This is a genomic window from Vibrio sp. YMD68, from assembly GCF_029958905.1.
GTDB lineage: Bacteria > Pseudomonadota > Gammaproteobacteria > Enterobacterales > Vibrionaceae > Vibrio.
Map to the genome: position 1 here is coordinate 1190584 of NZ_CP124613.1, position 24819 is coordinate 1215402.

Below are 24819 nucleotides of genomic sequence, written 5' to 3' on the forward strand. Positions count from 1 at the left end.
TTTATTACTCCTCACGTTCAATAACGGTGGTCGACATTAGTAAATCCTTCATTAGCTGTTTAAATTGTTCAAACGAAGCATATTCAGGGTATAGGGGGGAGAATCTTGCGGATACTTCACCCAATGTGTAAGACAAGTAGTTTTTAACAAAGGCTTGCTTAGCCTGTTCGCTGTTTGCCAAATAGAGTGAGATATCTTCTAGATCGTCGAACTGCGTGTCGGTTCCATCTACATCGATCAGTGTTCCTTGTGTTTCGAGCGCAACATTGTTGAACACTTCCCCATGTAGAGACGTATAATCTTCGTAGGCACGGTAACGACCTGTTTTATCCAGTACGTCGTAGGCAAAACCCACGTCATTCATTTTCTCGTGACACACCCAACATTCCGTAGATGGCCCTGTCGCTTGTGTCCAGAAATCTTTGGTAGAGGTGTCATTCACTATGTCGTCTGGGGCTGCGCCAGAAGGTATGGCTTGCTCCCAACCTAGCAACGAATGCTGGACCATTTTTCCACGTGGAATGAGGCGTGTTTGTTCATCGGTACTGTATGCCACAGCAATCGCCCCTAAGCTCAGTAGGCCAGTACCACGCTCGGCGGGTATTGCGGCTTGTTTGAATCCGGAATTGAAGCTACCGTTGAATCCGTAGTGGTTAGCCAGTACCTGATTGACGTAGGTATTCTCGTAAGCCATCAGGTCTGAGAAACGCCCCATTTCTTCGCCAAATACGGTTTCGCGAATGTACGTTGTAAACTCATCCAGCATGGCTTCACCCACATCCGAAGACATCCCATCTCGATCAACGACAACGCGTTCTTCGTCAAACTCTAGAGTCTGCATCATAAAGTTGGCAAACTGCTCATAAGCTTGTGGGGTTGATAGCAAGCGATCAATTTGCTGCGCCATGACGTCTGAACGGATCAAGCTATCGTCTTTTGCGGCTGACCACAATTCTTCATCAGGCACAGATCCGACTACGGTATAAGAAATAACGTTCGCTAACTCATACGCATTGAGGTGATAATTACCCTCATCATTAAGATTCCCACCTTCTCTTCGGTAAAGGAAGTGCGGTGACACAAGGATCTTAGCTAAACTCAGCTCAATATCGCTGGCTGGATACAAAGCTTTATCTGTGTCAGTAAGCGGACGCTTGAACATTCTCTCAGCGGTTTCCCAGTACCAGTTTTCCAAGCAGTCAGGGTCGCCAGCCTCATAATCTTCGACATAGGTCCACGGTTGGCCATAAGGCGCTGAGTTTTCTTTCGGCGGATTACCTTGTGTCCACCAGTTTGCTCGATACACTTCGCCTCCATCAACCACCTTGTCGTCGGCTACGTATACTTGGCTTGCTTGCCATTCAGGCACGCTACCACCGCCGCTTTTACACTGACTTAGTGCATAGATGTCCATATTGTCTTGTATATACACTGCCGCGTTTAAGTAGCTGTTCATTTTGTCGCTCGATAGATACCCCAACTGGCCTGCGTTGCCATAGAGCGACCCCTCTTTTTCTTTGTCATCTAACGGCAATAAGGACTTTTCTACCTCGACGTTAAACAGGTCGTTTACCGTATTGATGTATTCAGATTGACCAAGCAAGCGTAAGTGACGACTGCCGTAGACTTCTGCACTATCAACAATATTAGGTAGCGCATCCCCCCAAAGGTCATCTTCAAGATAACGAGTCAATGTTTCTTGACAAGTGGAATCACAGGTGACGCCTGGCATGTCTGTCATTTCTGCAATTTTATCGGCAATAATATTCGGGTTGTCGTAATAGTTTTCAATCAGACCTGTTGACGGACCTTCAGATAGGTCAGGTGCGAAGTTACCTCCGTTGTGACACCCTGAACATTCTCCTTCCATGACGGCATTAAAATAGTCTTCATCATTGTCATATTCGGTGTACGTCCAGTTCAACGTAGCACCTGACGCCGACAAATTGACGTCTTGTTGTTTTGGTGAAGGAATCGCCGTTCCGGTGTATGGGAAATCAACGGTGTATTGACCAATGTTCATCTCTGCTGTGGTCGTTTCTCCCCATTCTGAATCGATGTATACCGTGCCCCCTTCTGCTGCTTCCATTTCTAACAAAATGGTCGGTGCTGAATTACTTGGCGCACCAGGTGCATTGACAGTCACTGTGCCTAGCGGTTTTTCGTCACCGGAATCATCTTCATAGCTCCAGCTTACTTCACCGAGTGGTTGCTGTTCATTCACGGTAATCTGGTAAACAGATTCGGTGGGTTCTAGCCCTTCATGAGTTGGAATAACTAGGGTGTAGTCGCCGTATTCCAGGTGATCAATCGTGTAACCACCTGACGATAACGACATGAATAAACGTCTTGATACGCCATCACTGTCGGTCAATGTGGCTTCAACCAAAGTATCGGTGTCGGTAATCTCACCTTTTGTCGGTGAAAGCTCAATTCGGCCTTCTGACGTTGGATTATATTGAAGGCGGTAGAGCGTATTGCCTGCATCGTCAGACACGAGCAAGCTGTTGTCTGGCATTACTAGCATTTCTACTGGCTTACCTGAAATGCCCTCAGGTTGTTTCCACCCGGTGATCAATGAGCGATCGAAAATGGGTTTCCCTTCAGAATCCAATGTCATAATACGCAGTTCATAACCGGCTCTTTTTCCATCGCCTGGCCCATGTGTCGCGTACACGAAAGAACTTTGTCCGTTGGTTGGCGTGATTCCATCTGGCTGCCAGAACGTCAACCCTAATGGTGCCGAGCCTGCTTCCAGTTCAAACTCTGGCGCTTGGTAATGAGCAGGATCGATGTCCTCGATTAGGATGTCTGAGTAAATCGCCCCTGGTGGTAGATAATCATAACCACCGGTATAGACGGACGTTCCATTTTCTTGCTCTTCGGTAATGGATAGAGTGTCGACACCAGAGACATAAGGGAAGCCAAAGTGTGGCATCTCTTTATCTGCTAACTGTGATGCGGATATTTTGTTGATTTCACCTGGGAAATAGGTGTTATGCCCATCGGTGTTCTGGGGGTTATTGTCGGTGAACCATAAGTCGCCCAATCTAGGATCCCAGTCAAATCCGACGGTATTTCGAATACCATCTGCAATTTGTTTTACATCGAGGGTCTGTAAATCGATCGCGAGTATTGATCCGTATTTGACCTCTTCTTCGATCACACAGATGTTGCACGGAGAGCCAATAGAAACGTATAGGTTCTCATCATTATTATCAAAAGTGTTAAACTTGAGCGTATGCTTCTGGTGCCAATATAATCCCACTGGCTCTAGCGGGAAGTTGTCGTCACCCGCGGGTAAATCCATCAGCTTTTCAGGCTCTGACGGTTGACCTAGATTAGACGCGACGTTTTTGATGCGAAACAGTTCGGCTGACGTAGCAAAATAGAGGTCGCCGTTTTTGAACGCAACACCATGAGGTTCAACTAAGCCACTGGCGACAATGACCGGATCCCCAGCTAAACCGGTACGATAGTCGTAAGGAATAGCGTAAATTTTGTTACCTCTTGCGCCATTCTCTTCGGATATAGCCGATGACCCAACGTACAAATAGCCGTCACCCCAGGTCATTTGACGCGCTTGAAATACGCCATCAATGATAGTGCTAACTTCGACGCCATCAATAGTCGAGAGTTTTTCTAAGTCAACACTTGGTTTAACGCGAAATGCCAGTGTCATTGGGCCTTCGTCTGTCACCGCTATCACTCGCGGTACGTTTATTGGTTGGTAGTCATCTTCAAATTCTACCCAAACTTGGTACTCATCTGGCGCCAAATCTATAATTTGTTGGTCACCCTGAGCTGTCATCTCAAAGCGTTGACTCTCTCCAGTTGTTAGAGAGGTTAGTACAACCTCGTAGGTAGAGGTACTCGGAATACCGAGGCCACCTTGATCCATCTCGATGACGATAGAACCTGGTTCTTGTTGCTCTAACTCTGCAAGTGCATAAACTTGAACGGTATCCTTTGATGTTGTTTCGCCGTCGCTCACGGCTAATTCAAATGAATAATGGGATTCTTGTGATAAACCCGGGATAGAGAAGGTGGCCACCGCTGAATCTGCATTGTTCAATGATACTTCATCACCGGATAGCTGACGCCATTGGTAAGTGAGTTCGTCACCCTCTGCATCTTGTGAACCCGCGCCATCAAGACGCACGGTAGAAGCTGGGGATTGAACTTCTTGGTCGGTTCCTGCATCCGCAGTTGGTGGGGTATTTTCTACCACCGCAGCTAAGCCTGTTACTGTTATTTGATCTTGAGACGATGCCTCACCATCATCAACAGTCAGTTGGAAGGCATAGTCGGTATCCTCCGTCAGTTCAGGTAACGCAAAGGTCGCTTTTGGTTGTTTCGGGTTTTGCAACGTCACCGAAGGGCCCGACACTTGCTGCCAGTGGTAACTCAGAACATCACCGTCCTCATCTTGCGAACCCGCGCCATCAAGACTTACCGAAGAATGTGGAGACTGAACTTTTAGGTCAGCGCCTGCGTTCGCAGTGGGTGGCGTATTCTCAACCACTACGGCTAACCCTTTGACCGTTACCTGATCTTTGGACGATGCCTCACCATCGTCTACGGTCAGTTGGAAGGTATAGTCGGTATCCTTAGCTAGTTCAGGCATCACGAATGTTGCTTGGGCTTGCTGTGAATTTTTTAGCGACACCGTTGGGCCAGACACTTGCTGCCAGCGATAAACGAGTGGGTCGCCATCTGCATCTTGTGAACCAGAGCCATCAAGACTGACCGAGGAACGCGGAGACTGAATATTTAGATCAGCGCCTGCGTTCGCAGTAGGTGGCGTATTCTCAACCACTACGGCTAACCCTTTGACCGTTACCTGATCTTTGGACGATGCCTCACCATCGTCTACGGTCAGTTGGAAGGTATAATCGGTATCCTTGGCTAGTTCAGGCATAACGAATGTTGCTTGGGCTTGCTGTGAATTTTTTAGCGACACCGTTGGGCCAGACACTTGCTGCCAGCGATAAATGAGTGGGTCGCCATCTGCATCCTGTGAACCAGAGCCATCAAGACTGACCGAGGAACGCGGAGACTGAATATTTAGATCAGCGCCTGCATTTGCAATCGGAGCCTGGTTGTCTTGTTCCGCCCCACACTCACTAGAATCCGGAATGGGCAACCAGGGGTCATTTCCCCATCCCGCCTGACTTGAATTCAACGCTCCTAATGGATTGGGCTCGTTGTACGACCCAGCCCACCATTTTGATTTAAATAACATTTGCTCATGACACACCTGAACGCCACCTGAGTAACTTTTCTTTTCCCACTCAGGTGCGGCGGTGGCCAATGTGGAATACGTACCTGCTATCAGTACACATATTGGAACAATTCGCTTCACTTAGACTACTCCATTGCTTGGTTGCCGTTGTTTGACTCACTAATTAATGAATGGATTATGAGAGAGAGTGACTTACTTCTGAATGAAACGACTCGTTTCATTGGTTGTTGGCTTTTCTTAACTCAACATAACTTGGCTTTTGAAATCACCTTGTTTGTTGTCCATCAACACAGACCTTAGCGTTAAGGCCACACAACGAACGGTTACCATTCAGATTTCAGGCGAAAATTCCGTTACACAAACCTTATCTAATGAGTTTTATTACCTTGAAAGATAAGCCGTGAGCAGAAATGTACAGCTGCTTATTTGGTTAAATCAGGAGAATTTATATGTTCAATATCAAGTCATTACCTATGGCAATTTGTCTGGGTTTAGCGGCGCTATCGGGTTCAGCCGCGTCTGCTTCAGCCATGGCCGGTGAAATGGTCAACCCAGACGGTAACGTTGTTGTAGGGTACTGGCACAACTGGTGCGATGGTGCCGGGTATAAAGGAGGCAATTCACCATGCATGTCACTGGATGACATTAACCCTATGTATAATGTCGTCGACATTTCTTTTATGAAGGTGTACGACACCGCGGAAGGACGAATTCCCACGTTTAAATTGGACCCAACGGTTGGGTTGTCTGAGCAAGAATTTATTAACCAGATTGAGCAACTCAATCAGCAAGGCCGTTCTGTGTTACTTGCGTTAGGCGGCGCTGATGCCCACGTCGAGCTACAAAAAGGCGATGAACAAGCGTTTGCAGAAGAAATCATTCGTCTTACAGAGCAATACGGCTTTGATGGACTGGACATTGACCTTGAACAAGCCGCGGTGACCGCCGCAGACAACCAAATCGTTATTCCTGCTGCGCTTAAAATGGTCAAGGATCACTATGCTGCCGAGGGTAAGAACTTTTTAATTACGATGGCACCGGAGTTCCCTTACCTGACACAAGGCGGGAAATACGTCCCTTATATTGATAATCTGGCGGGCTATTACGACTGGATCAACCCGCAATTTTACAATCAGGGCGGTGATGGAATCTGGGTAGATAGTGTAGGTTGGATTGCTCAGAACAATGACGCACTCAAGCAAGAGTTTATTTACTACATTGCCGATTCGTTATCGAACGGAACGCGTGGATTTCATCAGATCCCGCACAACAAATTGGTGTTTGGGATTCCTGCCAACAATGATGCGGCAGCAACAGGTTATGTACAAAACCCACAGGATCTTTATGATGCGTTTGAACAGCTCAATCAACAAGGTCAGCCACTGCGTGGCGTAATGACCTGGTCTGTCAACTGGGACATGGGTACCGATGCTGGCGGTCGCGCTTACAATGAGCAATTTATTCGTGACTATGGCCCTTATATTCATGGTCAAACGCCACCACCAGTCACTAGCAATGACCCTGTTCTAAAAGGCATTGATGATGCTCGTGTCGCGCATCAATCGTATTTTGACCCGATGTCTGGTGTGACCGCAATGGACGATGAAGATGGTGACCTAACCCACCACATCACCGTTGAAGGCCAAGTTAATACTTCAAGTGTGGGTACCTATGCGTTGACTTATCTGGTTGGAGACAGTGATGGCAACCAAACATCGAAAGTGCGTTCGGTTGAAGTGTACAGCTCGAAGCCTATCTTCAAGGGCGTGACCGATACTAATTTGAAGTTAGGTAGTGAGTTTGACTCGTTAGCTGGGGTGAGCGCCTCTGATGAAGAAGATGGTGATCTCTCTGATGTTATTGAAATTTATGGAGACGTAGAGGCAAACCGTTTGGGTTCGCAGACGCTGGTATACAGTGTTACAGACAGCGCAAATCAAACCACTACAGTAGAGCGTACGATACGCGTAGTCGATGAAAGCAGTTGCGCCGCTCCGTGGCAAACCAATAATGTTTATGAAGGCGGAGACCGTGTTTTACACGATGGCACAGTGTATGAGGCGGCATGGTGGACACGCGGTGAACAACCGGGAAGCACAGGACAATGGGGCGTTTGGCGCGAAGTGACTGACGCAGGATGTGATGGCACCAATAATGGTGACAATGGCGCCGGTGATGACAATAGCAGTGGTGATGACAATAACAGTGGTGACACGGATAACGGCAGCGATACGGGTAATGAAAATGGTGACAGTAACGGTGGCAACGGCAATACAGACAACGTCACCGAATGGATTCCTGGTCAAACACAAGCAAGCAATGGCGATATGGTTAGTTACCAAGGCTCTTGTTTTGTCGCGAAAAACAACCCAGGAGTTTGGGAAACGCCAACTCAAAGTGCAACCTGGTTTTGGGATGAAGTGTCTTGCCCATAATCTAACGTGTCTTAGTACCTAACAAACGTTATTAGCTAACAAACGTTAATTTCAAATTGCGCATTTGTTAGGTAACACACAAAAGACAGCACACTAGAGGCAACAGCATTACGTTGCCTCTTGATTCCTTCCTTTTATTACGCTTTGTCCGTTTTATTGAGTTTATCTTGAAGCTTCAATACTGGCCTGAGTAAACGCAGGATAACCAGAAGGCCGAGCTTTGTTCAAATTGACTCGGAAATTGCTGTCTTTCAGCGGAATGGTCGCAGAGCCATAGTTAAAGCTGTTGAGCCTTTTCCTCATTGATTGATTAGATATTCCCTCTCCTGTTAATTGATACCAACTGGTGATCGTCGGCGTTACCCAATAGCGGTAATAGTTTTCAGCAAGTTCTGTAGATTTGGCGAACCGAAAGGCGTGTGTTAGGAGCCCTTCTTTATGGTAAACAAACTTGATGTGATCACCTTGCATTGGCAACTGCCCAAGCGGTTTGGTCGTTAAGTTGCCGTGAGCGCTATAACTGCCGTGAGTAATAGCGCCATTTTTAGTCCACACAGCAACATACTCCCAATCATGGCGATGGCCAATACCATCCAACCAACGAAGTGCTTGATCTTTTTCAAAGTACAGAGAATAAAAATGCCCACAATACGAGTCCCCCTGACTTTCTATGCAAGCATAGCGATGCAATGTATTAGAAGTATCGAGGAAGCCTACATCTCGGCAGTTTTTATCCAATGGCCCAGAATTATCTAGCCCTGAGTTTTGTTCTCCGCTGCGGCTTACACCAGCTGCCGGATAACAGCCATCCTCGTCAAAATCAAATACGGGCTCTTGGCCCAGAATCGTTATATCTGACGGTAAAGCTTCAGCCAATCTGCTAAAACCTTCTGCATTCACGTCAAAAGCCACTGAAATTATGGCTAAAGTACATAGAATCTCATTTTTCATTGGTTCACCAATATTTTAAATAGTGATTTTCAAAATAAAATAAAGATCTATGTGGTACAAGAAATCAGAGTGTTTAATAAGTATATGATTCATTACCAGTCGTATTTTAATTAGTAAAAATCATTTAATATGAACAGTAAAAAACTCTATCGGCTTATTTATTCGGTACTAAGTGTCATAAACGATACAAAGTGGATATATTTTTTATTCTTCTCTTCCGTAGAATGCTTCTTCATGTAAGGGAAGATGTGCATTAAGCGCCCAACTGCCCTTATAACCTATACGAACAGTTCTCAACCCCTCTTTTAAAAACTCTAGTTTTGTTCCTTTATTCGCCAATTGCTTACGATTCAGGCTGGCCATGGTGCCATGATTAAATACGGTCATCGTCATCGACGCTTTATTCATTGTCGAATCTTGGCCGTAGTAACCGGCTACGGCCAAGTTAGTTGCTGTGCTTTCTAAGGCATTAACGCCTATCGAACTTAACCGCTCGACGGTATTAGATAAACTTTGCTTTTTATTACTGTTTGTTTTGAGCTTAACCCTATATGTGTAGCTCGTTTTCATCGATTCAAGATTATATTTCCCTCTTGATTTCGCAACTTTTAAACTGGCTAATGGAGAACTTGCGAGAACAAGGGTATCTGCTATAGCCCCTAGCCAAAGAGCTGCTTGGGTTAGCTTAGATGCCGTTAAACTGTTGGATGAACCGATCCCACCGCCGGTTGCCGATACGATTTGTGAAGTCACCCCTAAAGACCCCGCAGCACGACCAAGCTGCCCAGCAACCTTAACAGCGGTTGTTGCGGTCGATGAAATTGGAAGCAGAGCGGCGGTGAAAAAAAATGCCGCGGCAAAAATGTTGTACGTAATGTTTTCAGCCAGTTGAGCGGTTTCATCACTGGCGCCTGAAGCCAGTGCTATCGCGCCAGCACTGGCCCTAAAACCCTCGGTTAAGCCTGAAGCCACCCCAGTATAAATGATTGCCTTGGTCGCAATGGCTGTAAACGAACCCACACTGGCCGCAGTGGCACCTGTCGCACCCGCTAAGTAACTAGCAGACGCTGCATAAGCACCCGCAATGCTGCCTGCATAAGACACTGCGCCTGTTACCGCCCCTGCTGCCGTAGAAATCGCCGAACTCACCGATGCTATTACTGAAGAAATGAACGCGATGATAGCGGCGATAATGCCGTGCCCCGATGGATCCGTGATTCCGATGGGATTATTCATCGCAAAAGCATAGCCATTCCCCCCACCGACTCCGAACGGCGAAGCATTACGATCGTATTGGCAAAATCGCCGTAATACGGGATTGTACCAGCGATACCCTTGGCCTAATGGATATAACCCCGTAGATGGATCCATACGTTCCCCATGAAAACCCAGCATATTCCTTTGCAAAATATTGGATTCGAATAACATCGATTGTTCGCTCGCTAGAGCGCTATTACCAGGTATAGGAAGCAGAGAACCACACATCAAAAGAATGCTATTGTGCAAGAAATCCCGTCGTGATATTTCTGAAGGTCGGCTGCCCAAATTCTTAATGTCGGTAACAACCCATTTATCCTGTTCAGAACGAGTGATGATCGCATCCTTCTGTTGTTGACACTTTTTTAGTGGTTGACCATGCCGATCAACCAGACCATGGTCATTATTCGACATCCTGACTCCATTCTTATCCACTACTTTAGGCTTGAGAATATGTCGAACAAGAGTATTTAGGTTATCTTCCATCATGTTATTACCCTCTATATAAAAACTAATTGATCGTTTTATAGCCAAATGGCAAGTAAATATAGTTTTTGTCTTCATATTCCCCGAAACTAATTTCTGAGAGTACGCTACCATTTTTATCAAGTGCGAAAAATTGATGAAGCATAGAATTGTTACCATTGTACAAACGAAGTATGGGTTTATTTAAATAGCGAAGGTAGCTAGTACTTCCTTCTTGGCTGACTTCATTAATAAGTTGATCGCCTCGATATAGGTATGAGATTACACTCCCGTCACCTTCTTTACTGATTAGTTGCCCTTCTGCATTATAAGAATAGTTTGATATTACTTCATCTAATTCATCTTTCACTGATACTAGATGATCATCGTCATCATAAATATAAGATCGATTTTTTTCATCTACTATAATGTTTCCTCGTTCATCATATTCAACACTGATTGTATTCATCTCTGGGTGGCTGTGTTCTATACTGGTTAATTGTGTAGGATCAGATAAATTATCGTAATGGTAGACTTCTATATCTTCACTTTCATCATTAAAAATAGAGACAACAGTACTGATATTGTCAAAGCCGTCATAGGTGAAAGTTTGACTCTCAACTTCAAACCCATTAATGTTATTAGGGCGTTCCGACCCCGATATACTATAGCGTAAGAGGCGACTTTTTTCGTCGTAGCTGAATTCTTCTTTCTGTAAAACCACACCTTCTTTTGATTTTTCTTTTGAGATTATTCTATCCGCTAGATCAAATTCTGTTTTTAGGGAAAATAGGATATTTCCTGATTTTGTTATTATTCTATTTGTTTCTCTAGTGAAACAATCCCAATAGATATGGTGATCCACTCGGTTAGTTACTCTTTCATCTAAGTCATGGCAAGACTGAGTGATTAACCTATTATATTTATCGTATTCAAAGTTAGTGACATGAATTTTATTTTTACTATTTTTTTCTATTTCAATCAGGTTTTTTTTACTATCATAAGTGTAGCGTTCGATATTACCTAGGTAATCGGTATACGACAGTAAAACACCTAAAATAGAATAAGTATATATTGATTCATAATGCGCACCATTTACTGTTCTTATTTCTTTAATAAGCCTTCCTTGCGAGTCATATTCATAGCTGTTTCTGCTATTTTCATTCTCACTAGAAATGAGTTTACCTGTCACAGAGTCATACTCAAATTTGAGATGACTCAAGTTTGTGGATGCACTGGTATTTTTTTTCAGTAATGGATCATAATCAAATGACCATATTTTTTGTTGCGCTGTAATGAGTTCGCTTGGATTGGTCTGACTGCCTGAGTATGAATAATGCGTTGTATTTCCTCCCTGTGTCTCAGAGGTGATCCTTTGTAACCCATCATAAACTCGCTCACCGACTACGGTATTGGACACACATATTTCAGTAATCAATGAATCTGTCGAATGCAAAGCGTATTTTAATGTTTTGACCGAGTTAGTTGGATCTTTAACCGAAAGGCTTCGCCCCAAATAATCGTAAGAATAATAGGAAGAATGCCCAAAAGGATCGGTTGCTTTGACGGTTTGGCCGTGACTATCGTAGAATCGTTGGCTAATCGAATCGAATTGACCGTCAGAGGTAAACCTCGATTCATTAACCGGTTTACCGTTGATATCATATTGAATAATATCGTAAGACAGACCCTCTATTCCCGTTTTTGTCGTTAGTTGTACAGGATCGAACTTACTGAGTAATACGTTTCCATTAGGCATTACCGTGTGATCCAGTTCCCCAAATATATTGTAATAATATCGCGTGGTATATTCTATTGGCTCACTGTCATGCCAATCACGTTCAATTGAATATAAGACTCGACTTTCTACATCATAATGAGTTTCGCCAATGGTTCTGAAATTACCTGATTCATCCTCAGACAAATGGTAAACTTCTCGGCCCATGCCGTCATAAATAAATTTCTGTTGGTGCCCTTTGGAACCGGTGATCAAGAGACTGTTATTACCTTGCGTATAATCGTAATCAAACTTTTTAATGGCGCAGCGATCGGTCTCGGGTGCAACCTCTATCATCGTATATTGACCATTTTCGTTGTAAGTATAACGAGTGGCCAAACCTTCGTGATCAACCTTGCTTATTAGGTTTCCAGAATAAATGTCTTGCGTTTCCATCCGTGTTGCTGACTTTCCATCGAACCCTTTCATGGTAATGTAAGAAATGCGCTCATGATTTATAAATTGGTAATCAAAAGAGATAGAACCACAAGCGTTACCTTGCAGTGACACCAGTATGTTTGACACAAGCCCACATGAACCAGGAATAGATAAATCTTGAAAATATGAACTTGCCGTTGTTTCACCATAAGAGGTACGAACTTCAGTTTCAACGATACATTCTTTGTCATTTAGGCTTGTGATCAATGCATATCGATACCTTTTCCAGACACTCTCTTCACCATATTCGGTACTGGCCGGTTGTGTTTCTGTTTTTTCTAAATAACAAATAAAACCATAAGGGTGTGGTGGGCAGTCACCACTTTTCCCTTCAACCGGGTAATAGTCTAATACGGTTTCGGTCCCATCTTTATCGCGCTCAAAAATACAGTTCCCGTAATCGTCGAATTTGTATTCCAAAACTTCAGAGCGTTGCTCTCCGTTATTGTAATACGTTGTTTTTTCCTTCTGTATATAAGAATAGTTATCAGGTTGTTCCTCTATACTTTTGTTGAGGTCGGCGAAATACTCGAGGTCAACTTCTTTATAAAGTGCGCTATCTCTAGTGTATGTTTCCGATTCAAGTAAATGATATTTATTATATGTCCTTTCAATGAGTAATGAACCATCGACGGTTTCCTTACTAGAATACCTGTAATCTGATTCCGTTTTAAAAAGCATATCGACACCATCTTCCCATTTAAGATTACTTCCTCGACCAAGATAGTTCGTTAAAGAATATTCGTACTGACTCACTATATGAGGCTGATTCAAACCTGGTACAAGTGTATGAATTTTAACGAATGGAACTGATTTTATGCCTTTACTTCCCTTCGGAAGAAGGTGCCCTTTATAAGAGTAATCTACCCGCTCAATAAGTCCTGAGTGGTGTTCAACTTTTTTAATTAAATAATTGTTTAATTCATCAATATATTGATATTCAATCTTTGTGTTTAACTGACTGTTATTAACCATAGACATACTACTGAGTAATACACCATGGCCATGTGATCTCTTACTCAGTAAATAAGTTCGAGAATATCCTCCACTCACATTTTCACTATTTATGACTGAATAATATTTATGACTCCAATGATCGATTGAAATTGAATGACCATATGAATCACTCACTTTGCTTAAAGAGTAGTTACCATTAAAATATTGATAAGAATAATGTATTTCATGCCCTAGATTTGAAACAGTCTTAATCAATTTACCAGAGTCATAATCTATATAATCTATACTACTATTTTTATAGACTACTTTTATCGTAGTATTCTTATTTACCAAGTATGCTCTAACATCTTTTGTTTTACGATGTGGCATAAAAAACTCGTTGGAATTATTGCTAAGTATAGTTTCAAAGCTTTTACCAGAGCCTAACGTTAGCCTTCGATTAATCTTGTTGTAACCAGGCATACTTAATGACCAACCTAAACCAAAACCTTCATCATTGTGATTAAGGCAATTATGGCTAATAGATAGTTGAAAATTTGGCCCAGAAAGTCGATTTGAAAGCAATTCTCCCAGAGTAAAACTTATAGAATAACTTCCTGTGCGAGGGTCTACACCAGAATTAACAAATTCTGAAAAATTAAATGCATTACTGACTATATCACTCATGGTAGAACCACCCATTACATTTTATTATTGAAAGTTATAATAACATCGACATTATCACTGTTATTGTATATTAAAGTCACTATCAGATAGATAGCCTTTTATTATTATATATCCTTGACGTTTTCATATTGGTGATCTCTATTGGTTTTAATACTGTATTACTTTACAGGCTAGATATTTTTAAGACTGCATTATTTTTTCAAATTATTCTTCCAACAGAAATTCGATGTTCCGTTCCCCACCTGTCGACTATGACTAATTCTGGATGCCGGTTTTTAATTTCTTCAAGTAATTTCTCAGATATTTTTTTTGAACAAGAGTCTGAATTGGCACTTATGTAGACCCTTTCTGGGGGTAAGTAGCACCCATTATAAGAAGATTTGTATACACCTCCGTTTTCAACCCATATCGTGTCGTAGGTTGGCCCTTGCTTGTTATACGGGATAGATAAAACATTCAGAATGTGAGTTGAACCATTCACTAGCGCATTTAATTCTTCAGTTACAGATTTAATATTAATCTCCAGAAGTCGACCCAAAGTTAAATAATTAAAATATTGCGATTCAGGCATAGAGAAATGATATGTTTTATTATCCGACCAATAGACCGAAGTATCCAATCCGGCAAATTTTACTTGAGCACTGTTGTAAATTAATACTTGACGATTTTCCGGCGAGCTATCGATATAAATTGAATGGATTGTTCCTTCTAATCGAGCGGGTCCCACTAACGCTTTTAGGTTAGTGAAGTGCCGCAGATCATTTTTTTCTTCTAAGTCCTCCTCGTCTATAACCTGGGTGGATGAAAATTGGTTGCTAGGGATAGTATTAGGTGCAATTGCTTCCACCGTAATAGTTGGCTCACTGTATTCGCAACTTGTCTCGATGTATCCGCTTTTCAGCGTAACTTCAGCACATATATCAATCGTTTGAATCACTTCTGACGATAAATAAATAGTTTGTGTATGTTTATGAGTGGAAGTGACATTAATATTCGACATAATCCGATGTGATTGGTATGTATAACTCGAACCAAAGGGATTCCCTTGCGTTGTTTTTAAAAATTCATTGGACTGAACGTACTTTCCCTGACTGATATAATACTCGTCTGTTTCTCCCAAGGGGGATCGGTATAGCCAGCCTAGATCCTGAATATCAGTTTCATCTTGTTCACGGATTAATTTAATCCAATCAACTTCCTCTCCTTCTTCAAGCTCAACCGATATAAATATTTCTATCTGATTTTTTCCATTGGAAAATATTTGACCCTGGTCAGAACCAGATAGACTGATGGCAATTTCTTTCACTGAATAATCTGTGGAAAAAGCCTGTGGAGACAAAAATATGACTAATAAAATTAAAGATTTCATATAAGAGCCTTGTGGTTAAAGGTGCCTATAATTAATATCATCTATAGACACTGGTAAAGAAACTTATCGATAGGGACTAGTCCACTTCTGGGACCACTATTCGGACCGAAGACACTTTTCCATTTAACCCGTTGTCTTCATAATAAGTGACGCTCACTGATTCATCTGAGTAACTCTGTTCAAAACTCCCTATGATATAGTCGGTAAAAATATCTTCCTTCACCTTAATAACTATGTAGTCATCATTTGTTGATAGTTTTGGGTCATCATAGATTCGGATGCTAGTCCCTTCTGGTACATCTCTTAGTGTTAACGACCTCGCTTCATCATTGTCGCAACCGTAATCATCCTTTTTAAAATTGACCGTTTCATGAACGCCAGGAAGAACAACTAAATTACAAACTGTATGTTGCGTTGCTTGACTCCCTTCATAAAAAACAAATTCAGGGACTATGGAAGCATTGGCATTAAGCGTCAATATTGTTGAACACGTGATCAGCATTACTTGTTTAGAGATATATTTCATTTTTATTACCCTTATGTTATTTTTATTTAAATGACCCGTAACAACCGGGACAAAATAACGTTACTACTCATTAATATGAATGTACATGCACTGCGAAAGTGTTAAACACAGTGCTTAATTCTTATTTTTGTAAATAAAATGAGATAATACTCTAAATTTTTAGATTTATATCTATATGATATTTTAAAATTCTCTCTTAAAGTAATATCTTCATCCGAATGGGATTTAATCTAAACACTGTGTTTAATCTAGACTCCGGCTAATATTAGAGTTGACATCTCAGTGCATTTATTAAACGAAGACATTTTTATATGCTTGGGGTGAGTTTTTATAGGGGATGTAAATAACCAAATATTAGATTATTTGCTTTCGTAGTTAATAAAAAAACGGCCAAACATGTTGGCCGCTAGTATTAAAATGTTGCGATTAGATTGTATGAATTAGTTATTTTCTGCATTCACTGTTTATGCTGGCTGCTCTATTTTATCGTCAACAGCTTTAACAAGCAGTAATCCAACACCACCCACTATCACCCCACATAAGATGAAAACAAAACGTCCCCACATTGGATTGGTTAGTAACGCCATGCACATAATACCGACACCCGCTACTGCGATTAGTTTACCTAGCATTTGACGTTGTTTGTTATCTAACTTTTGTTGTTCTACTGATTCAGCCACTAACGGAGTAGATAGATTGCCAAAGAACTTGTCTACATCGGCTTGACGCTTTTCTGTTAGCGGCTTGTAGAACAAGGTTGATAGCATGAAGAAACCACCGGTTAGCGTGATGTGAGCAATGAGACCAATCGCTACTTTAACATCAGACCATTCGCGTCCTGTTAGAGCATCAATACCAAACACCGCTGCTACCATCTCTGCGTTAATAATAAAACCAACGACATAAGAGACAATACCACCAACAACTAGCGTACCCCAACCAGCCCAGTCTGGCGTCTTCTTGATGAAGAAACCAAGGAAAGCAGGAATCGTCATCGGGAAGCCAATTAACGCACCAACGTACATCATTGTATCGAACAGGCTCAGGCCTTTTAGTGAGTTGATGAACTGTGCGATAAGGATGATTGCAAAACCAAACACGGCAGATGTAATCTTAGATACTGTTACCAGTTCTTTTTCCGTTGCGTTCCCTTTACGAACGATGGGTTCGTAGAAATTCTTAACGAAGATACCAGAGTTACGGTTAAGACCTGAATCCATTGAAGACATGGTTGCCGCAAACATCGCAGCAACAAGAAGGCCAACCATACCTGCTGGCATATACTCTTGCACAAAGTATAGGTAAGCAAAATCACCGGCCTTTTTTCCTGCTTCTGGGTAGGCGGCTGCAAGATCAACACCTTGACCCGCAATAAACCAAGAAGGCATAAACCAGATGAACACGCCACCCAACATTAACACACAAGCAAGCAGTGCTGCTTTCTTAGCGTTCTTCGAGTCTTTTGCCGCTAAGTAACGGTATGAGTTAAGCATGTTGTTCGTAATAGAGAACTGCTTAACAAAGATGAAGAATGCCCAGATGCTAAAGATGCTTAGGTAGTTAATATTGTTGCCCCAAAGGAACGAACCACCATCCTGAACTGGGAAGTTATTTACAATTTCACCAACACCGCCACCTTGAACCACTGCGACAACCGCACACGTTACGGTCACTGCCATGATAATAACCATTTGCATAAAGTCAGAAGCGATAACCGCCCATGACCCGCCCGTTACTGACATTGCTAATACGACTAAACCTGTCACCCAAATAGTCATGTTCATGTCAAAACCGAAGATGCCAGAAGCGATGATCGCCAGTGCGTTTAACCATACACCTGCTGAAACCACCGAATTAGGCATTGATGACCAGGTAAATACTTGTTCGTTCGTTGTACCAAAGCGCATACGAATCGCTTCAATGACTGTGACAACGCGAAGTTGACGGAATTTTGGCGCAAAATAGGCGTAGTTCATGAAGTAACCAAAAGCGTTGGCTAAGAAAATCACGGCGACAGCAAAACCATCGTTATACGCTTTACCTGCTGCTCCGGTGAATGTCCATGCACTAAACTGCGTCATAAAAGCGGTTGCACCAACCATCCACCACAGCATGTTACCGCCCCCGCGGAAGTAATCACTGGTTGTACTTGTAAATGTTCTAAACATCCAACCTATCGCAATAAGAAATAGGAAATAGATGCCAACAATCAGGGTATTGAGTTCCATTTTGTAACCTTAATGTGTCATTTCGTTGCGCCAACTATAATAAGGCCAGGGAATATTTGTAGTACAATAATTCAAGTGCGTGATGTAGATCCCCAAGTTAACTATTTTAATAATAATACAAGTGATCGAGTTCAAAGTTGTATTCCCATAAGAAAAAACCACTAACCAAGTCAAAAGTTCAGATTGCCTGTCGACAAATACAAGGGTTAATTAGGGTGTTATTCAATAACATTCTGCTCCGTTGCCCATTTAAAATAGCCTAACTGACCATTGATAACTCGAATATGGACAACAATATGAGCGTGGACAACTGAATTCGGAAGCTTCCCACTATCATTCGATTTTGTTTGATTTTGTTTGATTTTTTTAAGTGACTTTTTCACAACAATCCGATCAAATTCACAGACAGGCATTCAAATTACCTATACCATTTGTATTACATTAAGACATTAAGACAGTGTCTTTACCCTGTGTACTGTCTCCTGTTCCGAGCAGTGTTAAATATAAAGATGGAATCAATACCATGACTCAAATGAAAACCCTTGTTATCGCCTTAGCTTCTGTAATGGCGGCGGGCGCGGCCTCTGCGGCTTCCTTCGACGTTCGTCACGAATACAAAAACAGCTCTGAGCAACATGCGACGCGTGTAAAGCTTGGCGATAGCATTGGTAATTTCTTAGTTGACATAGAAGCCAAGTTCAAAGGAAAAAACGGCGAATTCTTAAAAGACCTACAAAATAATGGCTGGGAGCTAGGTTTAAACTATCGTCAAAAACTAAACGATAACTGGACACTGACCTACGGTATGCCAATTGAAGGTCGTAGCTCAGGCATGACCTATAAGCCACAGCTTCGTGCAACATATTCACTAGAAAGCATTGAAGGCCTAAGCTTAAGTGCTCGTTATCGTTATGATATTCGCCAAAACAACACCTCTGATAACGAACGTCGTCACCGCTTAACTGGTAATATAAACTACAGTGTTGATAACTGGCGCTTTGGTTTAGAGGCAAACTACTACAAAGCGGACGACTATATTTTGTATAAGGATAAAGAAACGAATACCGAATATAATTCAACCGTCCGTTACATCATCGGCCAATGGGCGCCGTACGCTGAGTTCGGTTACTCTTCTTACACGAAAGATGACTCTTTTTCCGGTTACAACAATGACTTCGAATTACGTAGCCGTATCGGTGTGACTTATAGCTTCTAAACTTTTCCACCCTAACCAATTGAACTAGATCAAAAAGCCAGCGTAATTGCTGGCTTTTTCGTTGTAACAACAGCGTTATACGGGTAAACGCGGGATATTTCCGTTTTCAAGCCTCGCACCATTAAAAGCCGAGCAAATGACTGTCTAGATCGTGATACCGCTTTACATTGTTCCACACCCGTTCTGATACACCATATTGCTCCCATAGTGGCTGCTTATTAAAGTGCTTCAGGTGATTTTGAGCATTCAAAGTATAGACTGAGGTAATACCCGTTAAAAATGACACGGTATTCCATTGTCTATTTTCATCACTTCCAGGTTCGGTAAATAATACCGCTACAAGGCCTGTCACATGAGAAAGGTCAGTAAATCGCCCCGAGATATAGCCCCCTGGATCAGATTTCAAATTTTTTATCGGATTTAAACTTTTTCCACTTAAAGCGCCAGAAATAGAGCTACCATAATGGAAGAATCGCATGGCTAAATCACTGTTGTAACTGTTCTTTCCTAGATGCCCCTTGGTATTAAAAGCAATACCGGCGGATGCACTTGAAATACCACTAGCAATTCCTCCACCCGTAAACACAGCTTCCCTTAAAGTGATGCACTTATCATTAAATTTTTGATTCCTTTCCCAATGTGACATTTTTCTAAAAACTCTACCTTTGGAGATTGTTTTTCCTAATTGTGCCGCATTTTTCAAACCATACCCTACGCCTGCAATCGCCAAAGAAAAACCCAGCACCTTGCCAAATATTTGTAAGCCCTTTGAGGCGTCGGGCTGCATTGACAACGCGGTTACCGTGGAAATAGGTACAGAAACCAACTCGGCCACTGACGATTTAACGATAGCTAAACCCAACTGTGCACCAGCTTTCGGCGCAGAAGCCGCTATCCCAATCCCACCAGTAATAAAACCAATCGCAGCTCCAATCGCCACCTGTTTCCAGTCAAATTTATGATCAGGGTTGATGGCCATCTGAATGCCCTCGGCCGCAACAGAAACTGCAGCGCCGACTACAGCACCGACGATGGCACCGATTAAGATGCTTAGTAGGGCAAAGTGACCACTTGGATCACGCTGATTAACAGGGTCGCCGAGGCAATAAGCATAACCATTAGTCCCCCCTTTCCCAAAAGGACTCATGGAGTCATACCCATGGAACCGCATCAGTTTAGGGTTGTAAACACGACACCCTTTGCCCAAGTGATAGTTACCCGTAACAGGGTCTTGGCGTTCACCATTAAACCCTAACGGATTGTGTTTAATCGCCAAATGGTCAGATGAAGGCGTTGCAGACAAGGCAACCCCTGGTATTGTCATACCGGATACGGCCAACGTGGATATTCCCCCTGCCTGTTTGAGTAATCGCCTACGATTTGGATTGAAAATAGTTTTAGGTTGCATAATTCAGCCCTCTCCATAAGGTGTGTATTTTCGCGAGGTTTTCTCTCTAGATTGCCCGTCGGTACTCGTGAAAGTTTCCAGTACGCTATCTTGACTGTTACCCAGACTAAACTGGTGTATCTCTTCATCTGGTGACGAGACGCTACGAGACGACAAGCCTGAGGCGATATTGTGAAAGCTGCTATGGGTTGCCCCACTTTTTTCATTCACTAATTGACCGTTGAGGTAAAATAAGTGAATCAGATTCTCTTCAACACTTTGAGCGACTACTCGTCCGCCCGCATCATATCGATACTGAGATAGCACGTCTCCGTCTTCTTCCACCGAGGTCATCTGATTTAACGCGTTATAGTTGAAGCTTCGTCCTTGCTCATCATTAAGCAGATTTCCAGCTGCATCATAAGAAAAACTGACACTGCTTGGGTAGCTTACGTGCGTGTTGGTGAGGCTTTCTAAACGCTGTGGATTCAATGTCGCATAGTAAAAGCCAGCAACATTAGACGTACCATCATCAAAGACACTGCGTGCTTTCGTTATATTGCCAAAAACATCATGCACAAAACGTTGTTTGCGGATCGTATTACCGTAATCATCTACAGGCGCGTTGGGGCCAGTCACTTTGTAACGCTCTAAACGCGCTAAATCATCGTAGAAAAAGGTCTCGTGCGTTGAATCGCTCCCCTGTGTGAAGGTACGAGAATCAAGTAACATCCGCGGATTAAACACCTGCTCGATAGAAAAGACCACACTTTTATTAAAAGTCGCCTTTCGCCAAATCTCCATACCAAAACCATTGAACTCAAGTTCAACCTCAGCCTTATCTTCTCCTCGTAACGTCGTGTATTTATAGGGCCGGCTAAACGCATCGTATTCAAATGTAGTCACTGTACTTGTGTCTAAAAAAACTTCTTCAGAGCGAGCAAGTCGGCCAAGATTATCGAAATGATACGTGCTGGTATTACCAAAAAAATCGCTTTTCTCGAGTAGCTTACCTTGCTGTGAATACCGAAAGCTCGCCTGGCGCTCCATGCCGTCAATATCCACAGTTTCAGTTAGCACTCTTCCTTGAGAATCTCGAGTGACGCCCCTCTTGCCAGAGTAATTTTGGTTAGAAAGCGGTAGCGCGGACTTCGTATCATACGTATGCGCACTTCCTAGCTGGCTTTCGCCTTCGACTGAAATAGTGGTGGGCACTCGCAAGTATTTATTGTTACTAAAATTCACTTGGTCACCGCTGGCGGTGTTAATTGACTTAGCCATTGACGATGTGCCCGAATAGGAATAATCCACCGTTCCACTGTTTAAGGAGGTTTGATGTTTTAAACGCATTAGGCCATCAAACTCTTGCTGCCCTTGAAGAACATTATTAACAAAAACCTGACAGGGAATATCGGCGGTAGTGAATTCTGGGTACGTATAACTTTCGCAAATACTTTGCCCATCAATGGTACGTGTTACCTCGACAAGCCTGTCGATATTATCATAACGGTAGTCAATGACCCGCCCTTCGGTATCCGTCACGCTGAGCAGATTACCGTACCCATCGTAGCGATAATCGGTACTGGCAATCAAAGAGCCATCGGCATCATAAGTTTGCTTATTTAGCTCACGTCCTGAAATATCGAACGTCGTGTTTTCGACCATCAAAGGCCTTTCCCCTTGGCCTGACTGATGTTCATAGCGAGTCGTTAGCCTCACCGGGTTCTGAGTAATCAGCTCAAGTCGCCCATCTGGGTGAGTAACCTGAGAGACGTCACCATTAATGTCATATTGATAAACCGTCGTCAGTGGTAATGCGATACCATCAAGCCAATCTGTTTCTGTCTTTAACGTCATCATGCCAAAATGATCATACTTACAAGACACAACGACTTTCGGAACTTTACCGGGCTGCCCTTGAACCACCTCTAATAACTTACCGGCATTATCAAACCGCTTCTCCACCGTATTGCCCTTAGCATCGACCTGTTTCGTGCTATTAACCCCATCCCCAACGCTGTAGCTATACGTTTGAATCACTTCAAAATCAGTGTCTGGCGCCGTCACTGCAGCCACTTTTCGACCCAAGGAATCATAACTAAATTGGCTCACAACGCCTTCTTCATCAACAAGCTCGATAGCTTGCCCCCAAAAGTAGTCAACGGTTGCCGATTCGGTGACCGTAAGATTGTCGTGGCTCGTAAACGATGTTGTGGTCTTTAACCCATCATTTAAGAACTGATACTCAACGTCCGTCTTTATCTCATAACCATTAAACATGTTTTTCTGGCGTCGAACTTGGCCATAAGTCAAAGGATTTTCTGGGTTTTGGTAATAATCAAACGTCGTTGACTGGAATTCATCAGTTTGTGTGCTAAGGACAACAAAAACCTCATTGCTATTATCTAAGCGTTTTAACGATCGGTAAGTCATCGTCATAGTTCGAGTTGTTGCGGTGTCATTAGGTACCAAGGTTTCACTTTTTACAAAGGCTACCATTCCAAATGGATGAGCTGGGCAAGCCCCCTTTGCACCCTGGGATGGATAGTAACGTCTTATCACCTTAGAGCCATCAGCATCTTGTTCAAAAATTGGGTTAGCGAAATCATCATAGTCGTAATGTTTGCTGAAAGTTCGAGATTGATCCTCATGGTAATGAGTCGTTGCTTGCGACTTTACCAGGCTATAGATAGCAGGCTGAACTTCAATGTTGGCATTTAAATCTGCAAAGTACTCGAACGATTCTTTTCGATACAATTCACCGTCATCATAATATTTAGCCTCATCTTGCAAGTGGTACTTGTTGTATTTACGTACTACTTTTTTTAAGCCGTTAACTATCTCTGTGGTGGTATATGAGTAATTTGCAGAAGATTTAAACAGCGTATCTTCTCCTGCGATCCAAACTTTTTCACTGGCAAAACCAAGATAGTTTTTATCTGAATACTCGTATTCTACCTGTGTAACAGGCAAGCTCCCATCTGTTGAAGGGATAATAGTATGAGTTTGAATAAATGGAATTGTTGAAAAAGGGGCTCCTGAGGGAAGGGAATGGCCATTATCAAGATAAACCATCTCTTCAATTAGCCCAGAGGAGTGAGTGACCGTCTCAACCACATCATAATTTGAGCTCGCTATATAACGATAGCTAAATTCAATGGGAGGTAAATTCTCATTAAGCTTTATGCTAGATAGACGGCGATATATTCCATTGCCACTTTTCTTTAATCTCATCGACTGAAATATCGTATCATTGAGCTTGTGAACGATATCGACTTTAGTTCTCTCTTTACTCCAGTCAAAAAGCATCTTACGACCATCTTTGTCATAAATTCGACGTATCCTTCCCGTCCAAGTATCATAGTCGAAATAAATCGATTTCCCTTGCTGTGATACTACCTTATTTAATCGACCAGAAGACTCATCCAAATACTCACAGAGGCCCTCTTTATTCATCACCTTTAATTCTTTACTGTCATTTAAGTATGTTATTTTTATATCTTTAACCCTTCTATAGGGTATTTCGTATTCATTTCCACCCCAGGGTTTATATATTCGAAAAGATTGACCCGTTGAAAGCGATATTTTTCCTGAGGCTTTATCGTATTGACTAAGAGAAATAGACCAACCTCGACCAAACCCCATATCTTCTGAGCTTCCCGCACTATATGACAAAAAAACCGGAAAATTAGGCCCTACATTTTTGTGCGAGAAAAATTCCCCCAGAGAAACCCGAATAGAATACATTCCAGTTCTCACATCAACAGCTGAACTTAGGCCTTCAACAAAATTAATTGCATTAGATTCGATACTCATAATTACTCCTTTTTTATAATATAAAAAATAATTAATAAACATTAATCTAGGATAATAAAGTATTAGGGCATAGGATAATTGATATA

The 24819-nt window shown here is 42.5% G+C and carries 11 protein-coding genes; 2 read left to right on the forward strand and 9 right to left on the reverse strand.

Annotation, left to right across the window (positions count from 1 at the left end; all coding sequences use genetic code 11):
- Positions 1 to 4 precede the first annotated feature (4 nt).
- Positions 5 to 5365: a PKD domain-containing protein gene (locus tag QF117_RS05290; protein ID WP_282385172.1), complete on the reverse strand. Its 5361-nt coding sequence runs from the start codon at positions 5363 to 5365 to the stop codon at positions 5 to 7.
- Between the two features lie 329 nt (positions 5366 to 5694).
- On the opposite strand from QF117_RS05290, the gene QF117_RS05295 reads away from it, so the two are divergent.
- The gene (locus QF117_RS05295; RefSeq protein WP_282385173.1) at positions 5695 to 7680 is read left to right on the forward strand and encodes an immunoglobulin-like domain-containing protein; all 1986 of its coding nucleotides are present in this window, start codon (positions 5695 to 5697) and stop codon (positions 7678 to 7680) included.
- 162 nt (positions 7681 to 7842) lie between these two features.
- Here the strand turns inward: QF117_RS05295 and QF117_RS05300 are convergent, their stop codons facing one another.
- The 6 genes from QF117_RS05300 to QF117_RS05325 form a co-directional block, all read right to left on the reverse strand.
- Positions 7843 to 8631 (reverse strand): NPP1 family protein, encoded by a 789-nt coding sequence (locus QF117_RS05300; RefSeq protein WP_282385175.1) that lies wholly within the window; start codon positions 8629 to 8631, stop codon positions 7843 to 7845.
- Between the two features lie 204 nt (positions 8632 to 8835).
- The gene (locus QF117_RS05305; RefSeq protein WP_282385176.1) at positions 8836 to 10377 is read right to left on the reverse strand and encodes an RHS repeat-associated core domain-containing protein; all 1542 of its coding nucleotides are present in this window, start codon (positions 10375 to 10377) and stop codon (positions 8836 to 8838) included.
- A gap of 22 nt (positions 10378 to 10399) precedes the next feature.
- The gene (locus QF117_RS05310; RefSeq protein WP_282385177.1) at positions 10400 to 14191 is read right to left on the reverse strand and encodes an RHS repeat protein; all 3792 of its coding nucleotides are present in this window, start codon (positions 14189 to 14191) and stop codon (positions 10400 to 10402) included.
- Positions 14192 to 14390: 199 nt separating this feature from the next.
- A complete protein-coding gene (locus QF117_RS05315; protein ID WP_282385178.1) occupies positions 14391 to 15560 on the reverse strand; it encodes a hypothetical protein in 1170 nt (389 codons plus the stop codon).
- 76 nt (positions 15561 to 15636) lie between these two features.
- Positions 15637 to 16086, reverse strand: coding sequence for a hypothetical protein (locus tag QF117_RS05320; RefSeq protein ID WP_282385179.1), 450 nt, complete (start codon positions 16084 to 16086; stop codon positions 15637 to 15639).
- A 464-nt stretch (positions 16087 to 16550) separates the two neighbouring features.
- Entirely contained in the window at positions 16551 to 18314 is a 1764-nt protein-coding gene (locus tag QF117_RS05325; protein ID WP_282385180.1) for a transporter, read from the reverse strand.
- 523 nt (positions 18315 to 18837) lie between these two features.
- On the opposite strand from QF117_RS05325, the gene QF117_RS05330 reads away from it, so the two are divergent.
- Positions 18838 to 19530 (forward strand): oligogalacturonate-specific porin KdgM family protein, encoded by a 693-nt coding sequence (locus QF117_RS05330; protein ID WP_282385181.1) that lies wholly within the window; start codon positions 18838 to 18840, stop codon positions 19528 to 19530.
- A gap of 121 nt (positions 19531 to 19651) precedes the next feature.
- Here QF117_RS05330 and QF117_RS05335 read toward each other — a convergent pair whose 3' ends face one another.
- Complete coding sequence (locus tag QF117_RS05335; protein ID WP_282385182.1) at positions 19652 to 20938, reverse strand: RHS repeat-associated core domain-containing protein; 1287 nt, start codon at positions 20936 to 20938, stop codon at positions 19652 to 19654.
- Between the two features lie 3 nt (positions 20939 to 20941).
- A complete protein-coding gene (locus tag QF117_RS05340; RefSeq protein WP_282385184.1) occupies positions 20942 to 24733 on the reverse strand; it encodes an RHS repeat protein in 3792 nt (1263 codons plus the stop codon).
- Positions 24734 to 24819: the final 86 nt, after the last annotated feature.